The 16,339-nt window shown below is 71.8% G+C and carries 16 protein-coding genes; 12 read left to right on the top strand and 4 right to left on the bottom strand.

Annotated features, from left to right (window positions below; genetic code table 11):
* Nucleotides 1–63: 63 nt before the first annotated feature.
* A complete protein-coding gene (locus tag ACWDUZ_RS12560; protein WP_451631792.1) occupies nucleotides 64–1,011 on the top strand; it encodes an FG-GAP repeat domain-containing protein in 948 nt (315 codons plus the stop codon).
* A 530-nt stretch (nucleotides 1,012–1,541) separates the two neighbouring features.
* On the opposite strand, the gene ACWDUZ_RS12555 is transcribed toward ACWDUZ_RS12560, so the two are convergent.
* Nucleotides 1,542–2,804 carry an MFS transporter gene (locus ACWDUZ_RS12555; RefSeq protein ID WP_451631791.1) on the bottom strand — a complete coding sequence of 421 codons (1,263 nt, stop codon included), beginning with the start codon at nucleotides 2,802–2,804 and terminating at the stop codon, nucleotides 1,542–1,544.
* Between the two features lie 83 nt (nucleotides 2,805–2,887).
* On the opposite strand from ACWDUZ_RS12555, the gene ACWDUZ_RS12550 reads away from it, so the two are divergent.
* The 6 genes from ACWDUZ_RS12550 (at nucleotide 2,888) to ACWDUZ_RS12525 (ending at nucleotide 11,563) form a co-directional block, all read left to right on the top strand.
* Nucleotides 2,888–3,895: a LysR family transcriptional regulator gene (locus ACWDUZ_RS12550; RefSeq protein WP_451631790.1), complete on the top strand. Its 1,008-nt coding sequence runs from the start codon at nucleotides 2,888–2,890 to the stop codon at nucleotides 3,893–3,895.
* Nucleotides 3,896–4,032: 137 nt separating this feature from the next.
* Entirely contained in the window at nucleotides 4,033–5,124 is a 1,092-nt protein-coding gene (locus ACWDUZ_RS12545) for a translation initiation factor IF-2 (RefSeq protein WP_451631789.1), read from the top strand.
* Complete coding sequence (locus ACWDUZ_RS12540; RefSeq protein WP_451631788.1) at nucleotides 5,124–7,433, top strand: glycosyltransferase; 2,310 nt, start codon at nucleotides 5,124–5,126, stop codon at nucleotides 7,431–7,433. The genes ACWDUZ_RS12545 and ACWDUZ_RS12540 overlap by 1 nt, the downstream gene beginning before the upstream one ends.
* Nucleotides 7,430–8,617 carry an acyltransferase family protein gene (locus tag ACWDUZ_RS12535; protein WP_451631787.1) on the top strand — a complete coding sequence of 396 codons (1,188 nt, stop codon included), beginning with the start codon at nucleotides 7,430–7,432 and terminating at the stop codon, nucleotides 8,615–8,617. Before ACWDUZ_RS12540 ends, ACWDUZ_RS12535 begins: the two co-directional genes overlap by 4 nt.
* Nucleotides 8,618–8,768: 151 nt before the next feature.
* Complete coding sequence (locus ACWDUZ_RS12530) at nucleotides 8,769–10,145, top strand: nitrate/nitrite transporter (RefSeq protein WP_451631786.1); 1,377 nt, start codon at nucleotides 8,769–8,771, stop codon at nucleotides 10,143–10,145.
* A gap of 257 nt (nucleotides 10,146–10,402) precedes the next feature.
* The gene (locus tag ACWDUZ_RS12525) at nucleotides 10,403–11,563 is read left to right on the top strand and encodes a uroporphyrinogen-III synthase (RefSeq protein WP_451631785.1); all 1,161 of its coding nucleotides are present in this window, start codon (nucleotides 10,403–10,405) and stop codon (nucleotides 11,561–11,563) included.
* A gap of 22 nt (nucleotides 11,564–11,585) precedes the next feature.
* On the opposite strand, the gene ACWDUZ_RS12520 is transcribed toward ACWDUZ_RS12525, so the two are convergent.
* From ACWDUZ_RS12520 to ACWDUZ_RS12510, 3 genes are read right to left on the bottom strand one after another with little or no spacing between them, the layout of a single operon-like run.
* Nucleotides 11,586–11,837, bottom strand: a complete 252-nt coding sequence (locus tag ACWDUZ_RS12520; RefSeq protein ID WP_451631784.1) for a hypothetical protein — start codon at nucleotides 11,835–11,837, stop codon at nucleotides 11,586–11,588.
* Nucleotides 11,834–12,184 carry a hypothetical protein gene (locus tag ACWDUZ_RS12515; RefSeq protein WP_451631783.1) on the bottom strand — a complete coding sequence of 117 codons (351 nt, stop codon included), beginning with the start codon at nucleotides 12,182–12,184 and terminating at the stop codon, nucleotides 11,834–11,836. Before ACWDUZ_RS12515 ends, ACWDUZ_RS12520 begins: the two co-directional genes overlap by 4 nt.
* Nucleotides 12,181–12,708 carry an ATP-binding protein gene (locus tag ACWDUZ_RS12510; protein WP_451631782.1) on the bottom strand — a complete coding sequence of 176 codons (528 nt, stop codon included), beginning with the start codon at nucleotides 12,706–12,708 and terminating at the stop codon, nucleotides 12,181–12,183. Before ACWDUZ_RS12510 ends, ACWDUZ_RS12515 begins: the two co-directional genes overlap by 4 nt.
* A gap of 224 nt (nucleotides 12,709–12,932) precedes the next feature.
* Here ACWDUZ_RS12510 and ACWDUZ_RS12505 point away from each other — a divergent pair, with 224 nt between their 5' ends.
* The 5 genes from ACWDUZ_RS12505 (at nucleotide 12,933) to ACWDUZ_RS12485 (ending at nucleotide 16,281) form a co-directional block, all read left to right on the top strand.
* Entirely contained in the window at nucleotides 12,933–13,787 is an 855-nt protein-coding gene (locus ACWDUZ_RS12505) for a helix-turn-helix domain-containing protein (protein ID WP_451631781.1), read from the top strand.
* Between the two features lie 10 nt (nucleotides 13,788–13,797).
* Complete coding sequence (locus tag ACWDUZ_RS12500) at nucleotides 13,798–14,007, top strand: DUF397 domain-containing protein (RefSeq protein ID WP_451631780.1); 210 nt, start codon at nucleotides 13,798–13,800, stop codon at nucleotides 14,005–14,007.
* A 30-nt stretch (nucleotides 14,008–14,037) separates the two neighbouring features.
* Nucleotides 14,038–14,631: a CGNR zinc finger domain-containing protein gene (locus ACWDUZ_RS12495; protein WP_451631779.1), complete on the top strand. Its 594-nt coding sequence runs from the start codon at nucleotides 14,038–14,040 to the stop codon at nucleotides 14,629–14,631.
* 247 nt (nucleotides 14,632–14,878) lie between these two features.
* Nucleotides 14,879–15,463: a sigma-70 family RNA polymerase sigma factor gene (locus tag ACWDUZ_RS12490; RefSeq protein ID WP_030167252.1), complete on the top strand. Its 585-nt coding sequence runs from the start codon at nucleotides 14,879–14,881 to the stop codon at nucleotides 15,461–15,463.
* A complete protein-coding gene (locus ACWDUZ_RS12485; RefSeq protein ID WP_451631778.1) occupies nucleotides 15,463–16,281 on the top strand; it encodes an anti-sigma factor family protein in 819 nt (272 codons plus the stop codon). The genes ACWDUZ_RS12490 and ACWDUZ_RS12485 overlap by 1 nt, the downstream gene beginning before the upstream one ends.
* The last annotated feature ends 58 nt before the right edge of the window (nucleotides 16,282–16,339 follow it).

Below are 16,339 nucleotides of genomic sequence, written 5' to 3'. Positions count from 1 at the left end.
CTGGATCCTGCCGGGTCCCCTGGTGCACATCACAGGGCCGAACCGGCGGTCGATCCCTACCTCATGACCAACTGGAGGACCCACGTGGTCAACAGTTCCGGCCTGAACGCGCGCGGCCTGGCGCGTGCCACGGCTGCGGCGCTCACCGCCGCTCTGGTGGCGACCGGTGCGAGCAGCGCCCTCGCCGCGGACCAGCCGGCACACACCGTCTCCCGGCCGTCCATCGACGTGAAGCAGTCCGGCGTGTCGAAGTACACGGCCTCCACCGCTTCCAGTGACGCCCAGGTCAACGCGCTGTACGGCGTGGACAGCAGCGGTACCGTCTGGGGCTACCCGCCCAACGGCGAGGGCGGCCTGGAGTCCCGCGAGAACGACGGTTACGGATTCCAGACCGACCGTGCCATCACGCAGGTGGACCATGACGCGGACGGCTTCTCGGACGGCGTCTGGTACGTCACGTCCGGTGGCCAGCTCAACTACCTTCCCTGGGACGGAACCAGCAAGTTCATCGGCAACGGCTGGAAGATCTACAACCAGCTGTTCTCGCCCGCCAACGTCGGAGGCGCCGCCGCCGACGACCTGATCGGCCGCGACAGCTCCGGCGTGCTCTGGCTGTACCTCGGCTACGGCAACGGCACGCTGACGCAGCGTTACCGGGTCGGCGGCGGCTGGAACATCTACACCGACATCACCGGCAAGGGCGACCTGACCGGTGACGGCAAGGCCGACATCGTCGCCAAGGACACCTCGGGCGTGCTGTGGCTCTACAAGGGCACCGGCAACTACAAGGCGCCCTTCGGGTCCCGCACCCGCATCGGTGGCGGCTGGAACACCTACAACAAGATCGTCTCCGTCGGTGACATCGACGTCGACGGCATCACCGACCTGGTCGCCCGTGACAAGACCGGTGCGCTGTACCTGTACAAGGGCACGGGCAACGCCGCCGCCCCGTACAAGTCCCGTGTGAAGATCGGGAACGGCGGCTGGAACACCTACCGCCTGATGTTCTGATCCGGACTTCCCGCCTCCTTCGAGGCACCACGACGGGCCGCTCCCTTTGGGGGCGGCCCGTCGTGCGTGCAGCGGACAATGTCGCACATGTCTGCGACGGGTGATGTAGGCCGACTCATACCGGAACAGGGCGATACGATCTGCGGGCGCACTGAACGCGCCCTCCTTCCAAGGACGTTGCGGGCCCCACGCCTTCGGGGCCCGGCCCGAGCCTGAAGGCGGCGGTCACCGGGATCTTGGCTGCCTCGTCTGGAAGGAGGGCGCCGATGGGGCGCCACCGGAAGGCAGAGCCGGAGAAGAAGCCCCTGCACAAGCGGATCGCCGCAGTGATCCGGGAGTTCGGGAGGTGGCTCGTCGGGCGGTGACCGGCAGTCCTCAGCAGAATTGAGGGCTCCCGGTCGGTAACCGCCTACCGGTGAAAAGGGGTCCCCGCTTGGAATTCCGGTCCGGGCGGGGGCCTCCCCCTCATGGAACCACACCGGGAGCCCGCTCAGCACCCCGGAGTTCGGGTGAACGCGAGTCCGCCCCGGTCACCCGGTCCGTCGGACGAGGGAGAGCAGCAGTGCCGCCGCCGCGGCCGTGACCGGCACCCCGTAGGCCGCCGTCGGCGACAGGTGTTCCACCGCCCAGCCGCCGGCCGCGCTGCCGCAGCCGATGCCGCCGAGAAGGCCGGTCACCGCGAGGGTCATGCCCTCGTTGAGGCGGCCCTCAGGGGTGCGCCGCTGAACCAGGGTCATGTTGGTGACCATGGTGGGCGCCGTCGCCGTACCGGCCACCAGCAGTGCCCCCGACAGCAGCAGAAGGGAGCCGGTCAGAGCGGCGGCCAGCAGGGGCAGTGCCATGAGGGCCGTCATCGCCGCCACGCACCACCGCAGCCGCCGCTCGGCCGGTCCGGCCGGCCGCAGCAGCCCGTACACCAGGCCCGCCACGCACGACCCGGCCGCCTGGAGTCCGAGCGCCACGCCCGCCACCGACCGGTGCCCCTGGGCGTCCGCGAACGCCACCGTGACCACCTCCATGGCCCCGAACACCGCCCCCATGGCGAGACAGACCGCGAGCTGCGCGGGCATGCCCGGGGCGCGCAGAGGTGCCTTCGCCCGGGACGACGGCGGCCGGGGCGGCGGCTCCGTCGAACGCTGACCGGCGAACAGCAGTACGCCCGTGAGCAGCAGCGCCGCGCCGGTCAGGGTCCCGGCCTCCGGGAAGACCGTGCCGCACAGGAAGGCCGCGAGGACCGGGCCGAGCATGAAGCACAGTTCGTCGGCCGCCTGCTCGAAGGAGTTGGCGGTGTGCAGGGCCTCGGGGTCGCCCTCGAGCAGGTGGGCCCAGCGGGCGCGGGACATGCCGCCGGTGTTGGGGGTGGTCGCGGTGGCGGCGTGGGCGGCGAACAGGGTCCAGTCCGGGGCGTCGTAGTGCACGCACAGCACCAGCGCCAGACTGCCCAGCACCGCGCAGACGGTGGCGGGCACGGCGATGCGCGCCTGGCCGTGGCGGTCGATCAGCCGCGCGACGAAGGGCGCGGTCACCGCGGTCGCCGCCAGACCGGTGGCGGTCACGGCGCCGGCCAGGGCGTACGAGCCGCGAACCCCGGCGATCATGACGACCGCGCTCACGCCGAACATGCCCGAGGGCAGCCGGGCGACGAGGTTCCCGGCGGTGAAGGCACGGGCGCCGGGGAGGGCGAAGAGACGGCGGTAGGCGTTGGCCGGCGCCGGAGCGGTCGCGGTGGACACGGCCGGGCCGGTCGTTCCGGTGGTCGTCCCAGGGGGTGCTTCGGCGTTCGTCGTTGGCATGACCCCACCGTCGCGCGGAGCGGATCACCCGGTCCAACACCTTGTCGGGGCCGATTCACGCAGCCGCGTTGTAAGTTCACCGCATGCCCGACCTGCCCGGCCGCCGCCTCCTGGACCCCCGCCTGCTCCGTGCCTTCCTCGCCGTCGCCGAGGAGCTGCACTTCACGCGCGCCGCGGCCCGGCTGTACGTGGCCCAGCAGGCGCTCAGCCGCGATGTGCGGCGGTTGGAGCGGGAGTTGGGCGCCGAGCTGTTCGTGCGGACGACCCGGCAGGTGACCCTGACCTCCGACGGCGAGCGGCTGCTGCCGTACGCGCGCCGGGTGCTGGACGCCCAGGACGAGCTGCTGGCCGCCTTCGGACAGGCCCGGCCGCTGCTCGTGGACCTGAACTCGCCGGGCCTGGCCACCGGTCGCCGCGTGCTGCACCGGGCCCGTGAACTCGCCCCGGAGCAGGAGATCATGGCCCGCTTCGAGAGCGGCCTGACGGGCGCGGCGGCCGAGCTGCTGGCGGGCCGCCTGGACGCCTCCTTCGGCCGGTACGCGGGCCTGGACCCGGCGCTGCGGGCGATGCTGGACCACCAGTTCGTGCGGTACGAGCCGATGGCGGTCGTCCTGCCCGAGGGGCACCCGCTGGCACCGCTGCCCAAGGTGCCGCTGGCCGCCCTGGAGGGCGAGACCGTGTACGCCGGCGCCGGGAACCCGCGCACCCCGGAGTGGACCGACCTCGCGCGGCGCCTGTTCGACGGCCGGGGCATCGCGGTCGCGCCGCCCGCTCCGCTGGCCGTCGGGGTCGAGGAGTTCGAGCGGCTGATGGCCAAGACCGGCCACCCGGTGCTCGCGGTGGTCGGCTTCCCGCCCCTGCCCCGGACCGTCGTACGGCCGCTCGTCGACCCCGTCCCGCTGTCACCGGTGTCACTCGTGTGGCGCAGGGGGCTGGTGCATCCCGCGCTCGACGCGCTGCGCCGCGCGGCGGCGGAAGTGGCGACACTCGAAGGTTGGTTCCAACGACCCGAAACCGGATGGATTCCAGCCATTGACGAATCGACGGCGAATCGGTCAATTCCGTTCACCATCGATCTTCACGATTCCTGACCACCGTCGTGGGCGTACGTTCGGGACCGCCGAGCACGGTGGGACAACGGGGGCGCTCGGGCAGGTGGGGGCCTGTCCCGGCGGCGTGGGGCTCGGAGTCGTACGCGCGCCCGGAACACTTCCGTGGGGGAAGCTACGTGCGCGTGAACAAGGGGCCCGATGAGGCCCAACCCGAATGGCCCGCAGTCGCGTCCGCGACCGGGGCGGTGCCTGCCGCCGAGGGCGACGGCGGCGATGATGCCGACGGCGGGGCCCAGACGTTCCCGGAGACCGGCACCGGCCGTGCCCTGCGGGTCGAGGACCCGTGGGAGGAGCCCGGACGTGACGGTTCCGACCCCAGGGAACTGACCGTCCGCATCGACCGTGTCGAGGGCAGCCCGGACGACACGGACACCTCCCGTCACGAACCGGACGGCCGCGAGTGCGGCGCCTCCGAGGGACCCGTCTTCGTCGACGCGTCGGGCCGCCGCAGCCGGCGGTTCCGCCGGTTCGGCATGGCGGTGGGGATCGCCTGCGGGGTCTACGCCGTCGTCATCGTCGTCACCCTCCTCTCGGGCAACTCCAACGCACCCTGGCTGCCGGTCCCCGGCCAGGCCGACGACCGGCCGGCCGGCGAGGTCGACACCTCCCCGGCGCCCTCGGACCCGGCACGGCCGCCCGGCACCGGTGGCGGCGTCGTCGTACCGGGAGTGCCGGTCGTGCCGGGCGTGTCGGGCCTGCCGAACGTGCCGGGGATCTCCGCGTCGGCCTCCGGCTCCGGCACGCCGTCCGCGGGCGCCGGTGCCACGGCACCCCGGTCCTCGGCCGGTCCGTGGCCGGGAGCCTCGGCCTCACCCGGGCCGAGCGGCACGGCGAGCGGCCGGCCCAAGCCGCCCGGCACGGGCGGCACGACCGGACCCGTCGTCGACCCGACCCCGCCGCCGGCCTCCACCTCGCCCGACCCGACACCCAGCGGCAGCGGCGGCGCGTCCTCGCCCGACCCCTCGCCGTCCTCCGGCGGAGGCGGCAACGGGGGCACGGGCGGCTCCGACCCCGCTTCGGGCACGGTCGCGGAGGGGCCGGGCTCCCCGGTGCCCGTGACGAGCGGACCGGCACCGGGAACCGGCGGGGCACCGGGCCCGACGACGGCGCCCGGACCCACCTCCGCGCCCGGTCCGGCCGGCACGTCCGCGGCCCCCGACGCCTCCGGCGGCGCGTCGGCCCCGGCGTCCTCGGGGAACCTCGCCTGATGGCCGCCCGTTTCCGTCGCGGCGACGCACGCCGCCCCGCCGACCGTCGTCCCGCTGCCGCGCGCCGTGCCGCCGCGCGCCGCCCCGGGTCGCGCAACCGCCGCACCGTCCGTCTGCCCCTGCGCCACCTGCTGCCGTCCCTCGTGCTCGCCGCGCTGATGGCGATGCTGATGCTGCGCGGTTACGTGCACAGCGAGATCCTCGCCGACCACCGCATCCGTCCCGAGGCCGCCACCGACAAGGTGCCGGAGAAGATCCTCGACGGCGGCCCGGTCATCGACACCCGCGGCGGACGGGCGACCAGCCTGCGCGTGCCCGACCACCGTCTGGTCCTCACCTTCGACGACGGCCCCGACCCCACGTGGACGCCGAAGGTGCTGGACGTGCTCAAGAAGCACCACGCCCACGCGGTCTTCTTCGTCACCGGCACCATGACCTCCCGCTACCCGGGCCTGGTCAGGCGCATGGTGGCCGAGGGCCACGAGGTGGGCCTGCACACCTTCAACCACCCCGATCTCTCCTACCAGTCCTACCAGCGCATCGACTGGGAGCTGTCGCAGAACCAGCTGGCCATCACCGGTGCGGCCGGCGTGCGGACCTCGCTCTTCCGGCCGCCGTACTCCTCCTTCGCCGACGCCATGGACGACCGGTCCTGGCCGGTGGCCGAGTACATCGGCAGCCGCGGCTACATCACCGTGGTCAACACCGCCGACAGCGAGGACTGGCAGAAGCCGGGCGTCGACGAGATCATCCGCCGGGCCACCCCGAAGGGCGGCAAGGGCGCGGTCGTGCTGATGCACGACTCCGGCGGCGACCGCCACCAGACCGTGCAGGCACTGGACCGCTACCTGCCCGAACTCCAGGCGCGCGGCTACCGGTTCGACAACCTCACCGAGGCGCTCGGCGCGCCCAGCGCCCTCACCCCGGTCACCGGACCCGACCTGTGGAAGGGCAAGGCCTGGATCTGGCTGGTCCAGGCCGCCGACGACATCACCGACGGGCTGGGCATCTGCCTGGCCCTGGTCGGCGGCCTGGTCCTCGCCCGCTTCGCCCTGATGGTGCTGCTCTCCGGCGCGCACGCCCGCCGGGTGCGCCGCCCCGGCTTCCGCTGGGGAGAGCCGGTCACCGAACCGGTGTCGGTGCTGGTGCCGGCGTACAACGAGGCCAAGTGCATCGAGAACACGGTGCGTTCCCTGATGGCGAGCGAGCACCCGGTCGAGATCGTGGTGGTGGACGACGGCTCGGCCGACGGCACCGCGGACATCGTCGAGGCCATGAACCTGCCCGGGGTACAGGTGGTGCGCCAGCCCAACTCGGGCAAGCCGGCCGCCCTCAACCGCGGTATCGCCCACGCCTCGCACGACCTGATCGTCATGATGGACGGCGACACCGTCTTCGAACCGTCCACCGTCGGCGAGCTGGTCCAGCCCTTCGGCGACCCGCGGGTCGGCGCGGTGGCCGGCAACGCCAAGGTCGGCAACCGGAACTCGCTGATCGGCGCCTGGCAGCACATCGAGTACGTGATGGGCTTCAACCTCGACCGCCGCATGTACGACATCATGCGCTGCATGCCGACCATCCCGGGCGCGGTCGGGGCGTTCCGGCGGTCCGCGCTCGAGCAGGTCGGCGGCATGAGCGACGACACGCTCGCCGAGGACACCGACATCACCATGGCACTGCACCGCGCCGGCTGGCGGGTGGTGTACGCCGAGAACGCCCGTGCCTGGACGGAGGCACCCGAGTCGGTCCAGCAGCTGTGGTCCCAGCGCTACCGCTGGTCCTACGGCACCATGCAGGCGATCTGGAAACACCGCCGCGCCCTGCTGGACCGCGGGCCCTCCGGCCGCTTCGGCCGCGTGGGGCTGCCGCTGGTGTCCCTGTTCATGGTGGTGGCCCCGCTGCTCGCGCCCCTGATCGACATCTTCCTGCTGTACGGCGTGGTCTTCGGCCCGACGCAGAAGACGATCCTGGCCTGGCTGGGCGTCCTGGCCGTCCAGGCGGCCTGCGCCGCGTACGCCTTCCGCCTGGACCGCGAACGCATGACGCACCTGATCTCCCTGCCGCTCCAGCAGATCCTCTACCGCCAGCTGATGTACGTCGTCCTGCTCCAGTCCTGGATCACCGCGCTGACCGGCGGCCGGCTGCGCTGGCAGAAGCTGCGCCGCACGGGCGTGGTGGAGGCACCCGGCGGACCGGGCGGATCCGGCGCACCGGCACCACGCGAACGGGTGACGGTGAGCGCCGAGCGGCCGGAGGCGACCGAGGCCTCCGGGGCGACCGGGACGACCGACCGGAGGCCGGTGGTATGACGCAGGCCCTCGCCCCGGAGAACGCCGCCGGCCGCAAACCGGCCGGCGGCCGGGACCGCTACCTGGACCTCCTGCGCGCTCTCGCCCTGCTCCGGGTGGTCCTCTACCACGTCTTCGGCTGGGCCTGGCTCACGGTGCTGTTCCCGTCGATGGGCGTGATGTTCGCGCTGGCGGGCTCCCTGATGGCCCGCTCGCTGAGCCGCCCGGCGGTGAGCGTGATCAAGGGCAGGCTGAGAAGGCTGCTGCCGCCGATGTGGGCGTTCGGCGCGATCCTGCTGCCCCTGATGCTGGCGGCCGGCTGGAACCCGGTGAAGGACCCCGACATCGGCGGCACGGCCGGCCTGGTGAAGCTCCTGACCTATGTCGTCCCGGTGGGCGCCCCGCCGTACCCCGAGCACCTCGGCTCCGACTCCGGCCTGCTGGAGGCGACCTGGACGGACGACGCGGCGGGCCCGCTGTGGTACCTGAGGGCGTATCTGTGGTTCGTCGTGGCGTCACCCCTGCTGCTGCGGGCGTTCCGCCGGGCCCCGTGGCCGACCCTGCTCGCCCCGCTCGCCCTGACCGCGGTGGTCGGCACCGGCCTGGTGACGCTCCCCGGCGAGACGGGCAACGCGGTGACGGACTTCGCGGTCTACGGCGGCTGCTGGATCCTCGGCATCGCCCACCACGAGGGACTGCTGCAGAGCATCCCCCGCTATGCGGCGGTCTCGGCGTCGAGCCTGCTGATGGCCTTCGCCCTGTGGTGGGCGTCCGGCCACCACGGCTCCGAGGGCTGGGACCTGAACGACATCCCGCTCGCCCAGGCCACCTGGTCCTTCGCGGTCGTCGTGATCCTGCTCCAGTACTCCCCGTCCTGGGAGCGGTTCCCGGCCCGGCTGCGCCGCTGGGAGCCGCTCATCACCCTCGCCAACAACCGTGCGGTCACGATCTACCTCTGGCACAACCTGCTCATCACCCTCACCGTCCCCCTGCTCGACGACACCGGCAGGCTGCCCTTCCTGCGCAGCGACCGCGTGTCGGCGTTCGTGGACTCGACCTACGGCCTGTGGATGTTCGTGCTGGTCTGGCCGCTGATCGCGGTCGCGATCCTCGCCTTCGGCTGGATCGAGGACCTGGCGGCGAGACGGAAGCCACGGCTGTGGCCGAGCGGGAGGCAGCGGCGCAGGGCGGCCACGGGCAGGTGACCTCTCACCGGCCCGCCCCGTGTGGTGAGAGCAACGTTCCCCTGCGGTGACCCACCGCCACAGACCGGAAACGCGCCCTTCCTACCTTCGGGCTCAGTCGGTCGACGACCGTCGACGGCCGGACCGAGCACCCGGAGTCCGTGGAGGCGCGATGACAGCTCAAGCCCCAGCCCCGACCCGTCGCAGTGGCCGCTGGATCGAGCGCTGGGACCCGGAGGACGAGGGGTTCTGGGAGGCGAGCGGGGAACGGACCGCCAACCGGAACCTCTGGTTCTCGATCCTGTCCGAGCACATCGGCTTCTCGGTCTGGACCCTGTGGTCCGTCCTGGTGCTCTTCATGGGCCCGGAGTACGGCCTCACCCCCGCCGACAAGTTCCTGCTGACCTCGATGGTCACCCTGGTCGGCGCGGTCGTGCGCGTCCCGTACACCTTCGCGGTGGCCCTCTTCGGCGGCCGGAACTGGACGATCGTCTCGGCGGTCCTGCTGCTCGTCCCGACCGTCGCGGCCTTCGCCGTCATGCACCCCGGCACCTCCTTCTCCACCTTCCTGTGGGTCGGGCTGCTCGCCGGCATCGGCGGCGGCAACTTCGCCTCCTCCATGACCAACATCAACGCCTTCTTCCCGTTGCGCAGGAAGGGCTGGGCGCTGGGCCTCAACGCCGGCGGCGGCAACGTGGGCGTGGCGGCGATCCAGCTGGTGGCGCTCGCCGTCATCGGGGCGAGCGGCGGACCGCGCGTCCTGCTGGGCATCTACATCCCGCTGATCGTCGTGGCCGCCGGATGCGCCGCGCTGTTCATGGACAACCTGGCGACGGTGAAGAACGACACCGGCGCGGCGAAGGACGCCGCGAAGGAAGCCCACACCTGGATCATGTCCTGCCTCTACATCGGCACGTTCGGCTCCTTCATCGGCTACAGCTTCGCCTTCGGCCAGGTGCTGACGAACCAGTTCGGCCGGACCCCGCTCCAGGCCACGTACCTCACCTTCGTCGGCCCGCTGCTCGGCTCGCTGGTCCGGCCCGTCGGCGGCCGGCTCGCGGACCGGTACGGCGGCGCGCGGATCACCCTCTGGAACTACGTGGCCATGGCCGCCGCGACCGCCGCCCTGATCGCCGCGAGCCTGCAGAAGTCGCTGCCCCTGTTCGTGACCGTCTTCGTCGCCCTGTTCGCGCTGAGCGGCCTCGGCAACGGCTCGACGTACAAGATGATCCCGGGCATCTTCCAGGCCAAGGCTCTGGCCGGAGGGCTCGAAGGGGAGGCCGCCGCGGCCCACGGCCGCCGGATCTCCGGCGCCTCCATGGGCCTGATCGGCGCCGTCGGCGCGCTCGGCGGGGTCGGCATCAACCTCGCCTTCCGCCAGTCCTTCCTCTCCTCCGGTTCCGGGACCGGTGCGTTCGTCGCCTTCCTCGCCTTCTACGGCGTCTGCTTCGTGGTGACCTGGGCCGTATACCTTCGCCGCCCGGCGGGGCAGACTGTGACTACGGTGGCAGCGGAGACGAAGTCGCAGCTCAGCTACGCCGAGGTGTGACGTAACACCGGCGCAATCAAGCCGAACCGGGCCCGTCATGCGTCGTTGACAGGCTCGGTGGGGGCGTGCCGGTCAGCCAGTGCCGCGACAGACAACGTTCGCCCCGTCGCGACGCCCTGCACGTACTCTCGCCGCACCGGCCGAAAGCCCGAGTACGTCCAGTACGAGGGCTTCCGGCCGGCACACCGAGAGCACGCACCGGACGCCGCTCCTTGACGGGCCAACGCTGCCTGCCGCAGCACTAGGAGAGCGAGCACATGTACGACGAAGAGCACCAGGCCGAACGGTCCGAGCACGGGCCGCTCGCCGGATTCACCGTGGGCGTGACCGCCGCGCGCCGCGCCGACGAGCTGGGCGCCCTGCTCCAGCGGCGCGGTGCCACCGTCCTGCACGCGCCCGCCCTGCGCATCGTTCCGCTGGCCGACGACGGGGAGCTGCTCGCCGCCACCAAGGAGATCATCGGCCAGGTGCCCGACGTGGTGGTCGCCACCACCGCGATCGGCTTCCGCGGCTGGGTGGAGGCGGCCGAGGGCTGGGGCCTCGGCGAGGCGCTGCTGGCCCGACTGCGGCAGAGCGAGCTGCTGGCGCGCGGGCCCAAGGTGAAGGGCGCGATCCGGGCCGCCGGGCTGACCGAGGAGTGGTCCCCGTCGTCGGAGTCCATGGCGGAGGTGCTCGACCGGCTGCTCGGTCAGGGGGTGGACGGCCGCCGGGTGGCCGTCCAGCTGCACGGCGAGCCGCTGCCGGGGTTCGTGGAGGCGCTGCGCGCCGGGGGAGCGGAGGTGGTCCCGGTGCCGGTGTACCGCTGGCTGCCCCCGGAGGACCCCGGTCCGCTGGACCGCCTGCTGGACGCCACCGTCGCCCGCGGCGTCGACGCGCTCACCTTCACCAGCGCACCGGCCGCCGCGTCCCTGCTGGCGCGGGCCGAGGAGAGGGGACTGCTGCCCGAGCTGCTGACCGTCCTCGGCCACGACGTGCTGCCGGCGTGCGTCGGCCCCGTCACCGCGGTGCCGTTGCAGGCGCACGGCATCGGCACCGTGCAGCCGGAACGGTTCCGGCTGGGCCCGCTGGTGCAACTGCTGTGCCGCGAACTGCCCGCCCGCGCCCACCCGTTGCCCGTCGCCGGCCACCGGCTGGAGATCCGCGGCCACGCGGTGCTGGTGGACGACGACCTGAAGCCGGTACCGCCGGCCGGGATGGCATTGCTGCGGGCGTTGGCGCGGCGGCCTGGCTGGGTGGTCGCCCGTGCGGACCTGCTGCGCACCCTGCCGGGCGCCGGCCGCGACGAACACGCGGTGGAGACGGCAATGGCCCGCCTGCGCACGGCCCTGGGCGCGCCGAAGCTGGTCCAGACGGTGGTCAAGCGGGGCTACCGCCTGGCCCTGGACCCGGCGACGGAGGACAAGTACGCGGAGGAATAAGGAGGGAGCCGCAGGCTTCCGCTCACAGAAACGTCGCTTGGTGGACGTACAGGCACTCGTGCCGCGGGACGATCAAGTACAGGAAGAATCCGCCGGGAACATGTGCGACGTTGCCCTTCGGACCCGCCTCCTGGTACGAGGCGCCGTCGAGGTAGAACGCGGCCGCGGCCCGCACCAGTTCGTCGGCCTGTTTCTCGACCTCGGCGACGAAGGCGGGCGGAGCCCCGCCGATGACGTACTCCTCGTCCGGGTCGTACTCCCACCGCCAGGTCACGCGGACACCGCCTGCCGGGCCTCCGTCTCCACGGCGCGGATCTCCGCCATGGCCGTGCGGAACCCCGGTTCGTCTCTGCTGCCCGTGTTGTGCACCGAGTCCAGGGCGGCCTGGTAACGGGAACGAAGATCGGGCCGCCGCTCGATCTCCACCTGTGCCTGCCAGTAAGTGAGCCAGTACTGAAGGTGGCCGATCTTGCCGTCTTGGAGAGCGGCACCCAGAGCCTGCTCCTTGTGCTGTTCCATTTCGCTCAGCCGGTGCGGGGCGAGGCGCGCCAGCGCGATTCGAACCGCCGCCGGCGTGCGCTCAGGGCGGGGAATCAGGTCATGGCCCGGTTGTGTGGTCACGTGGCGGCTCCTCCGTGCTCACGCGCGCAGCTTTCTGCCCCCACCGTACTGGGCGGCACGGACAACGGCGTGACGTCACAGCGTCCACCCACCTCGAACCACAGCAGCTTCCCGGCGCCCCGGTCCAACGGGCCGCTCGCCAGGGGCCAGCCGCCCCAGCGGTCGGCGTACTCCTGCACCAGTCCCAGCCCCCGTCCGCCCTCGGCCTCCGCCGGGGCGGGCGCGACCCGGTCCCAGGGCGGTTCCCCGAAGGGCGCGGGCACGCGCGGATGGCTGTCCCACACCCCGACCCGCAACCGGCCGTCCGCGAGGGCGGTCAACCGCAGGGAGGCGGGGCCGCTGGTGTGCCGATAGGTGTTGGTGACCAGCTCGCCGGCCAACAGCTCGGCGACATCGAGGAGTTCCTGTCGCCCGTGGCTGCTGAGAGCCGCCCGTACGGTCATACGTGCGACGCGTGCCGCGCGGGGATCATGAGGCAGGCGAAGGGCGTACACCCAGGTGTCGGACGGGGATACGGTGCCCATGGAAACCTCCGGAGGGAGAAGGGACGCGGGCTCGCTCAACTGCTCCACCCGGCGGTGGCTCTGCCTGGTGAGGTGCGCTTCCGGCTTAGGGGTGGGGGGAGTTGGGCGGTACGGCATTAGAGTAGAGGTGGCTGGAAGATTCATCTTCCGAAATCGGGAGATGCCATCACCTTTCCTTCGTGTGGGTTACCGAAAGCGGGTCCCTCAGCCCGAAAGGACATGCCTTGCCGCCGATCAACAACCCCACTCTGCGCCAGCGGCGTCTTGGCGCCGAGCTGCGCAAACTCCGCGAGCGAGCTGGGCTCACGGTCACCCAGGCCGCGGGGCATCTGGGCGTCAACCAGGGCCGCGTCAGCATGATCGAGACAGGGCGCAGTGCCCTCAGTGCCGACCGCGTCCGGGCACTGGCATCGGCGTACGAATGCTCGGACGGGGCCTTGGTGGACGCCCTGGCGGCGATGACCGGTCGTCGCAAGCGCGGCTGGTGGGAGGAGTACCGCGAACACCTCCCTGCCGCGCTGGTCGATGTGGCTGAGCTTGAGGAGTACGCATCGGGGCTGCGGGTTGCTCTCGCCATGCACATCCCGGCGCTCCTGCAGACCACCGACCATGCACGTGCCCTGTTCCGGGCCGTAGTGCCCGCCATGCGGCAGTACGAGATCGAGCACCGCCTCACCTACCGCATGAAACGGCAGGGCATCCTGTACCGAGAGGCACCGCCTCCGTACGCGGCGATCATCCACGAGTCGGCTCTTCGGATGGGGTTCGGCGGCCCCGACATCAGGCGCGGTCAGCTCGGCCACATCCTTGACATGAGCGAACTCCCGCACGTCACCGTCCGAGTGATCCCCTTCGACACGGAGTACTACCCGAGCACGGGGCAGTCCTTCGACTACGTCGAGGGTCCGGTTCCGCAACTCGACACCGTCCAGTTGGACACCCACCACGGGGGCTGCGGATTCCTGGACGCGGACGCACAGTTGGGCAAGTACCGTGCCGTGCTGGACCACATGGAGTCCTGCGCGCTCGGTCCTGCCGAGTCGCGTGACTTCATCCAGAACCTCATCCGGGACATTTGAGAGATCAGCCGTGCAGACACTCCACTGGCAGAAGTCCACCTACAGCGGCGACAGCACAAACTGCGTCGAGATAGCCACCACCCCCACCACCATCCACATCCGGGACTCCAAGACCCCCATCGCCCCCCACCTCACTGTCACCCCCTCCGCCTGGGCGGAGTTCCTCGTGCCGGTACGAGGGGTTCCGGAGGCGGGCGCGGGCAGGCACTGTGGGAGGTGAAAATTCCCTGTCCTAGGCGGTGACAGGCACATGGCACTGGGTACGGCCACGGTCCCGTACGAGCTGCGCTTCGACGCCGGGCGGATCTGCCTGGATCTCCTCGCCACCACCCATCCCGGCGAACGCCTGGACTCCCTGCCCGCACTGTGTGCCTGGATCACCGGCTCGGGGCTGGTGCCGCCGGGTACGGCGCTGACGCACACCGACCCGGCCTGGCCGCCCCGCTTCCGTGCACTGAGGGACGATGTAGGGGAGTTGGTGCATGCGCACCTCGCGGGCGACGCCCGTCCCCACGACCTCGCGCTCGCCCGTGTGAACGACCTCGCCCGCCCCGCACCGCCGGCCCCCCGTGCCGTACGCGACTCGGACGGCGCCCTGGTGCGCGCCCTGGCCGGCCCGCCCGAGTGCGCCGCGCTGCTCGCGGCCGTCGCCCGGGACGCCCTGGACCTGCTCACGGACCCCGTGGCCCGGGCGGCCCTGCGCCAGTGCGAGGGCGACAACTGTCCGATCGTCTACCTGGACACCTCCCGTGGCCGCCGCAGGCGCTGGTGCTCCAGCGAGGTCTGCGGCAACCGCGAACGAGTCGCCCGTCACCGCCGCCGCGCAGCGATGGCCCGCGCCTGAGGGCTTCCACCCGCACCCCCACCCGTGTGATTTGGGCAACACCTCGTTTGAGGGCCGGGTGAACGGGCAGCCCGGCTCGCCCTGTCGGTGTGGCGGAAACGTAAAGGACGGGTGGAGGGAATGTGCCCCCATGTCCTCCCTCGTCACGTCACGCCGCAGAAATCGCACGGCTCGCTTTGAACACGGGCCGTCCCGCATCCGTACCCGTGCTCGAGCGACCGACTGGGGGAACCCCCGGACACCGGAGGTGGGCGTGCGCAAGGATGCGGCCGTGGCCAATGAACGTGGATCGAGGGCCCGACATCGCATGTCCTCACAGCCCTCGGAACCTGACGAGGAGCTGATGCGCGCGCTGTACCGCGAGCACGCCGGACCTTTGCTCGCGTACGTCCTCAGGCTGGTCGCCGGAGACCGGCAGCGTGCCGAGGACGTGGTGCAGGAGACGCTCATCCGTGCCTGGAAGAACGCCGGTCAGCTCAATCGAGCGACCGGTTCGGTACGCCCCTGGCTGGTGACGGTCGCCCGGCGCATCGTCATCGACGGCCACCGCAGCCGGCAGGCCCGGCCGCAGGAGGTCGATCCGTCGCCGCTGGAGGTCATCCCCGCGGAGGACGAGATCGACAAGGCGCTGTGGCTGATGACGCTGTCGGACGCGCTCGACGACCTGACCCCGGCCCACCGGGAGGTCCTCGTCGAGACCTACTTCAAGGGGCGTACCGTCAACGAGGCGGCCGAGACGCTGGGCATCCCCAGCGGCACCGTCCGCTCCCGGGTGTTCTACGCCCTGCGTTCGATGAAGCTGGCTCTGGAGGAGCGGGGGGTGACGGCGTGATGAGCATCTACGGGGGAAACCAGGGATTCGGCCCGGGTGGTTCGGGTATGTCAGGGTCCATGCAGGGATCACCGGCCCCGAACGAGCACGAGACCGTCGGCGCCTACGCCCTCGGAATTCTCGACGACGCCGAGGCAACCGCTTTCGAGGCACATCTCGCCACCTGCGAGTGGTGCGCCCAGCAGCTCGACGAGCTGGCCGGGATGGAGCCGATGCTGGCCGCGCTCGCGGACCTGCCGGGCGCCGGCACCCCCGCGATCGGCGAGTCTCTGTCGGCCAGGCCCAGTCCGCGGCTGGTGGAGAAGCTGGTCGACGAGGTCTCCGAGCACCGCGCCCGGAAGCGCCGCAAGGGCTTCTACCTGGTCGCGGCGGCCGCGGCGCTGATCATCGGCGGCCCGCTGACGGTGTTCGCGGTCAGCGGTTCGGACGGCGGTTCCACGCCCGCGGTGGCCTCGAGCCCGGCGAAGGCCGCCTTCGACGCCATCTCCGACAAGGTGACGGCCACCGACCCGGCCACGCACGTCACCGCGACCGTCGCCCTGGAGAAGAAGGACTGGGGGACCAACGCGGTCCTGCGACTGAAGAACGTGACCGGTCCGGAGCGCTGCTCGCTCATCGCGGTCGGCAAGAACGGCGAGCGGGAGACCCTCACGTCCTGGTCCGTCCCCGGCTGGGGCTACGGCGTTCCGAACGCCAAGACCGAGAAGGCCAAGAACCCCCTCTACATCCGCGGGGGCGCGGCCTTCCAGCCGAACCAGATCGATCACTTCGAGGTCATGACCTTCGACGGCAAGCGGCTCGTCCACGTGGACGCCTAGCCGACGGACGGCCGGAGCGGCGCACACGCCGCCTCCGGCTTCCGCCGACGGGTCCCCT

The organism is Streptomyces sp. NPDC003393 (assembly GCF_053589015.1).
The sequence above is the reverse complement of the archived record's forward strand: the minus strand, read 5'-3'. Positions and strand labels throughout refer to the sequence as shown.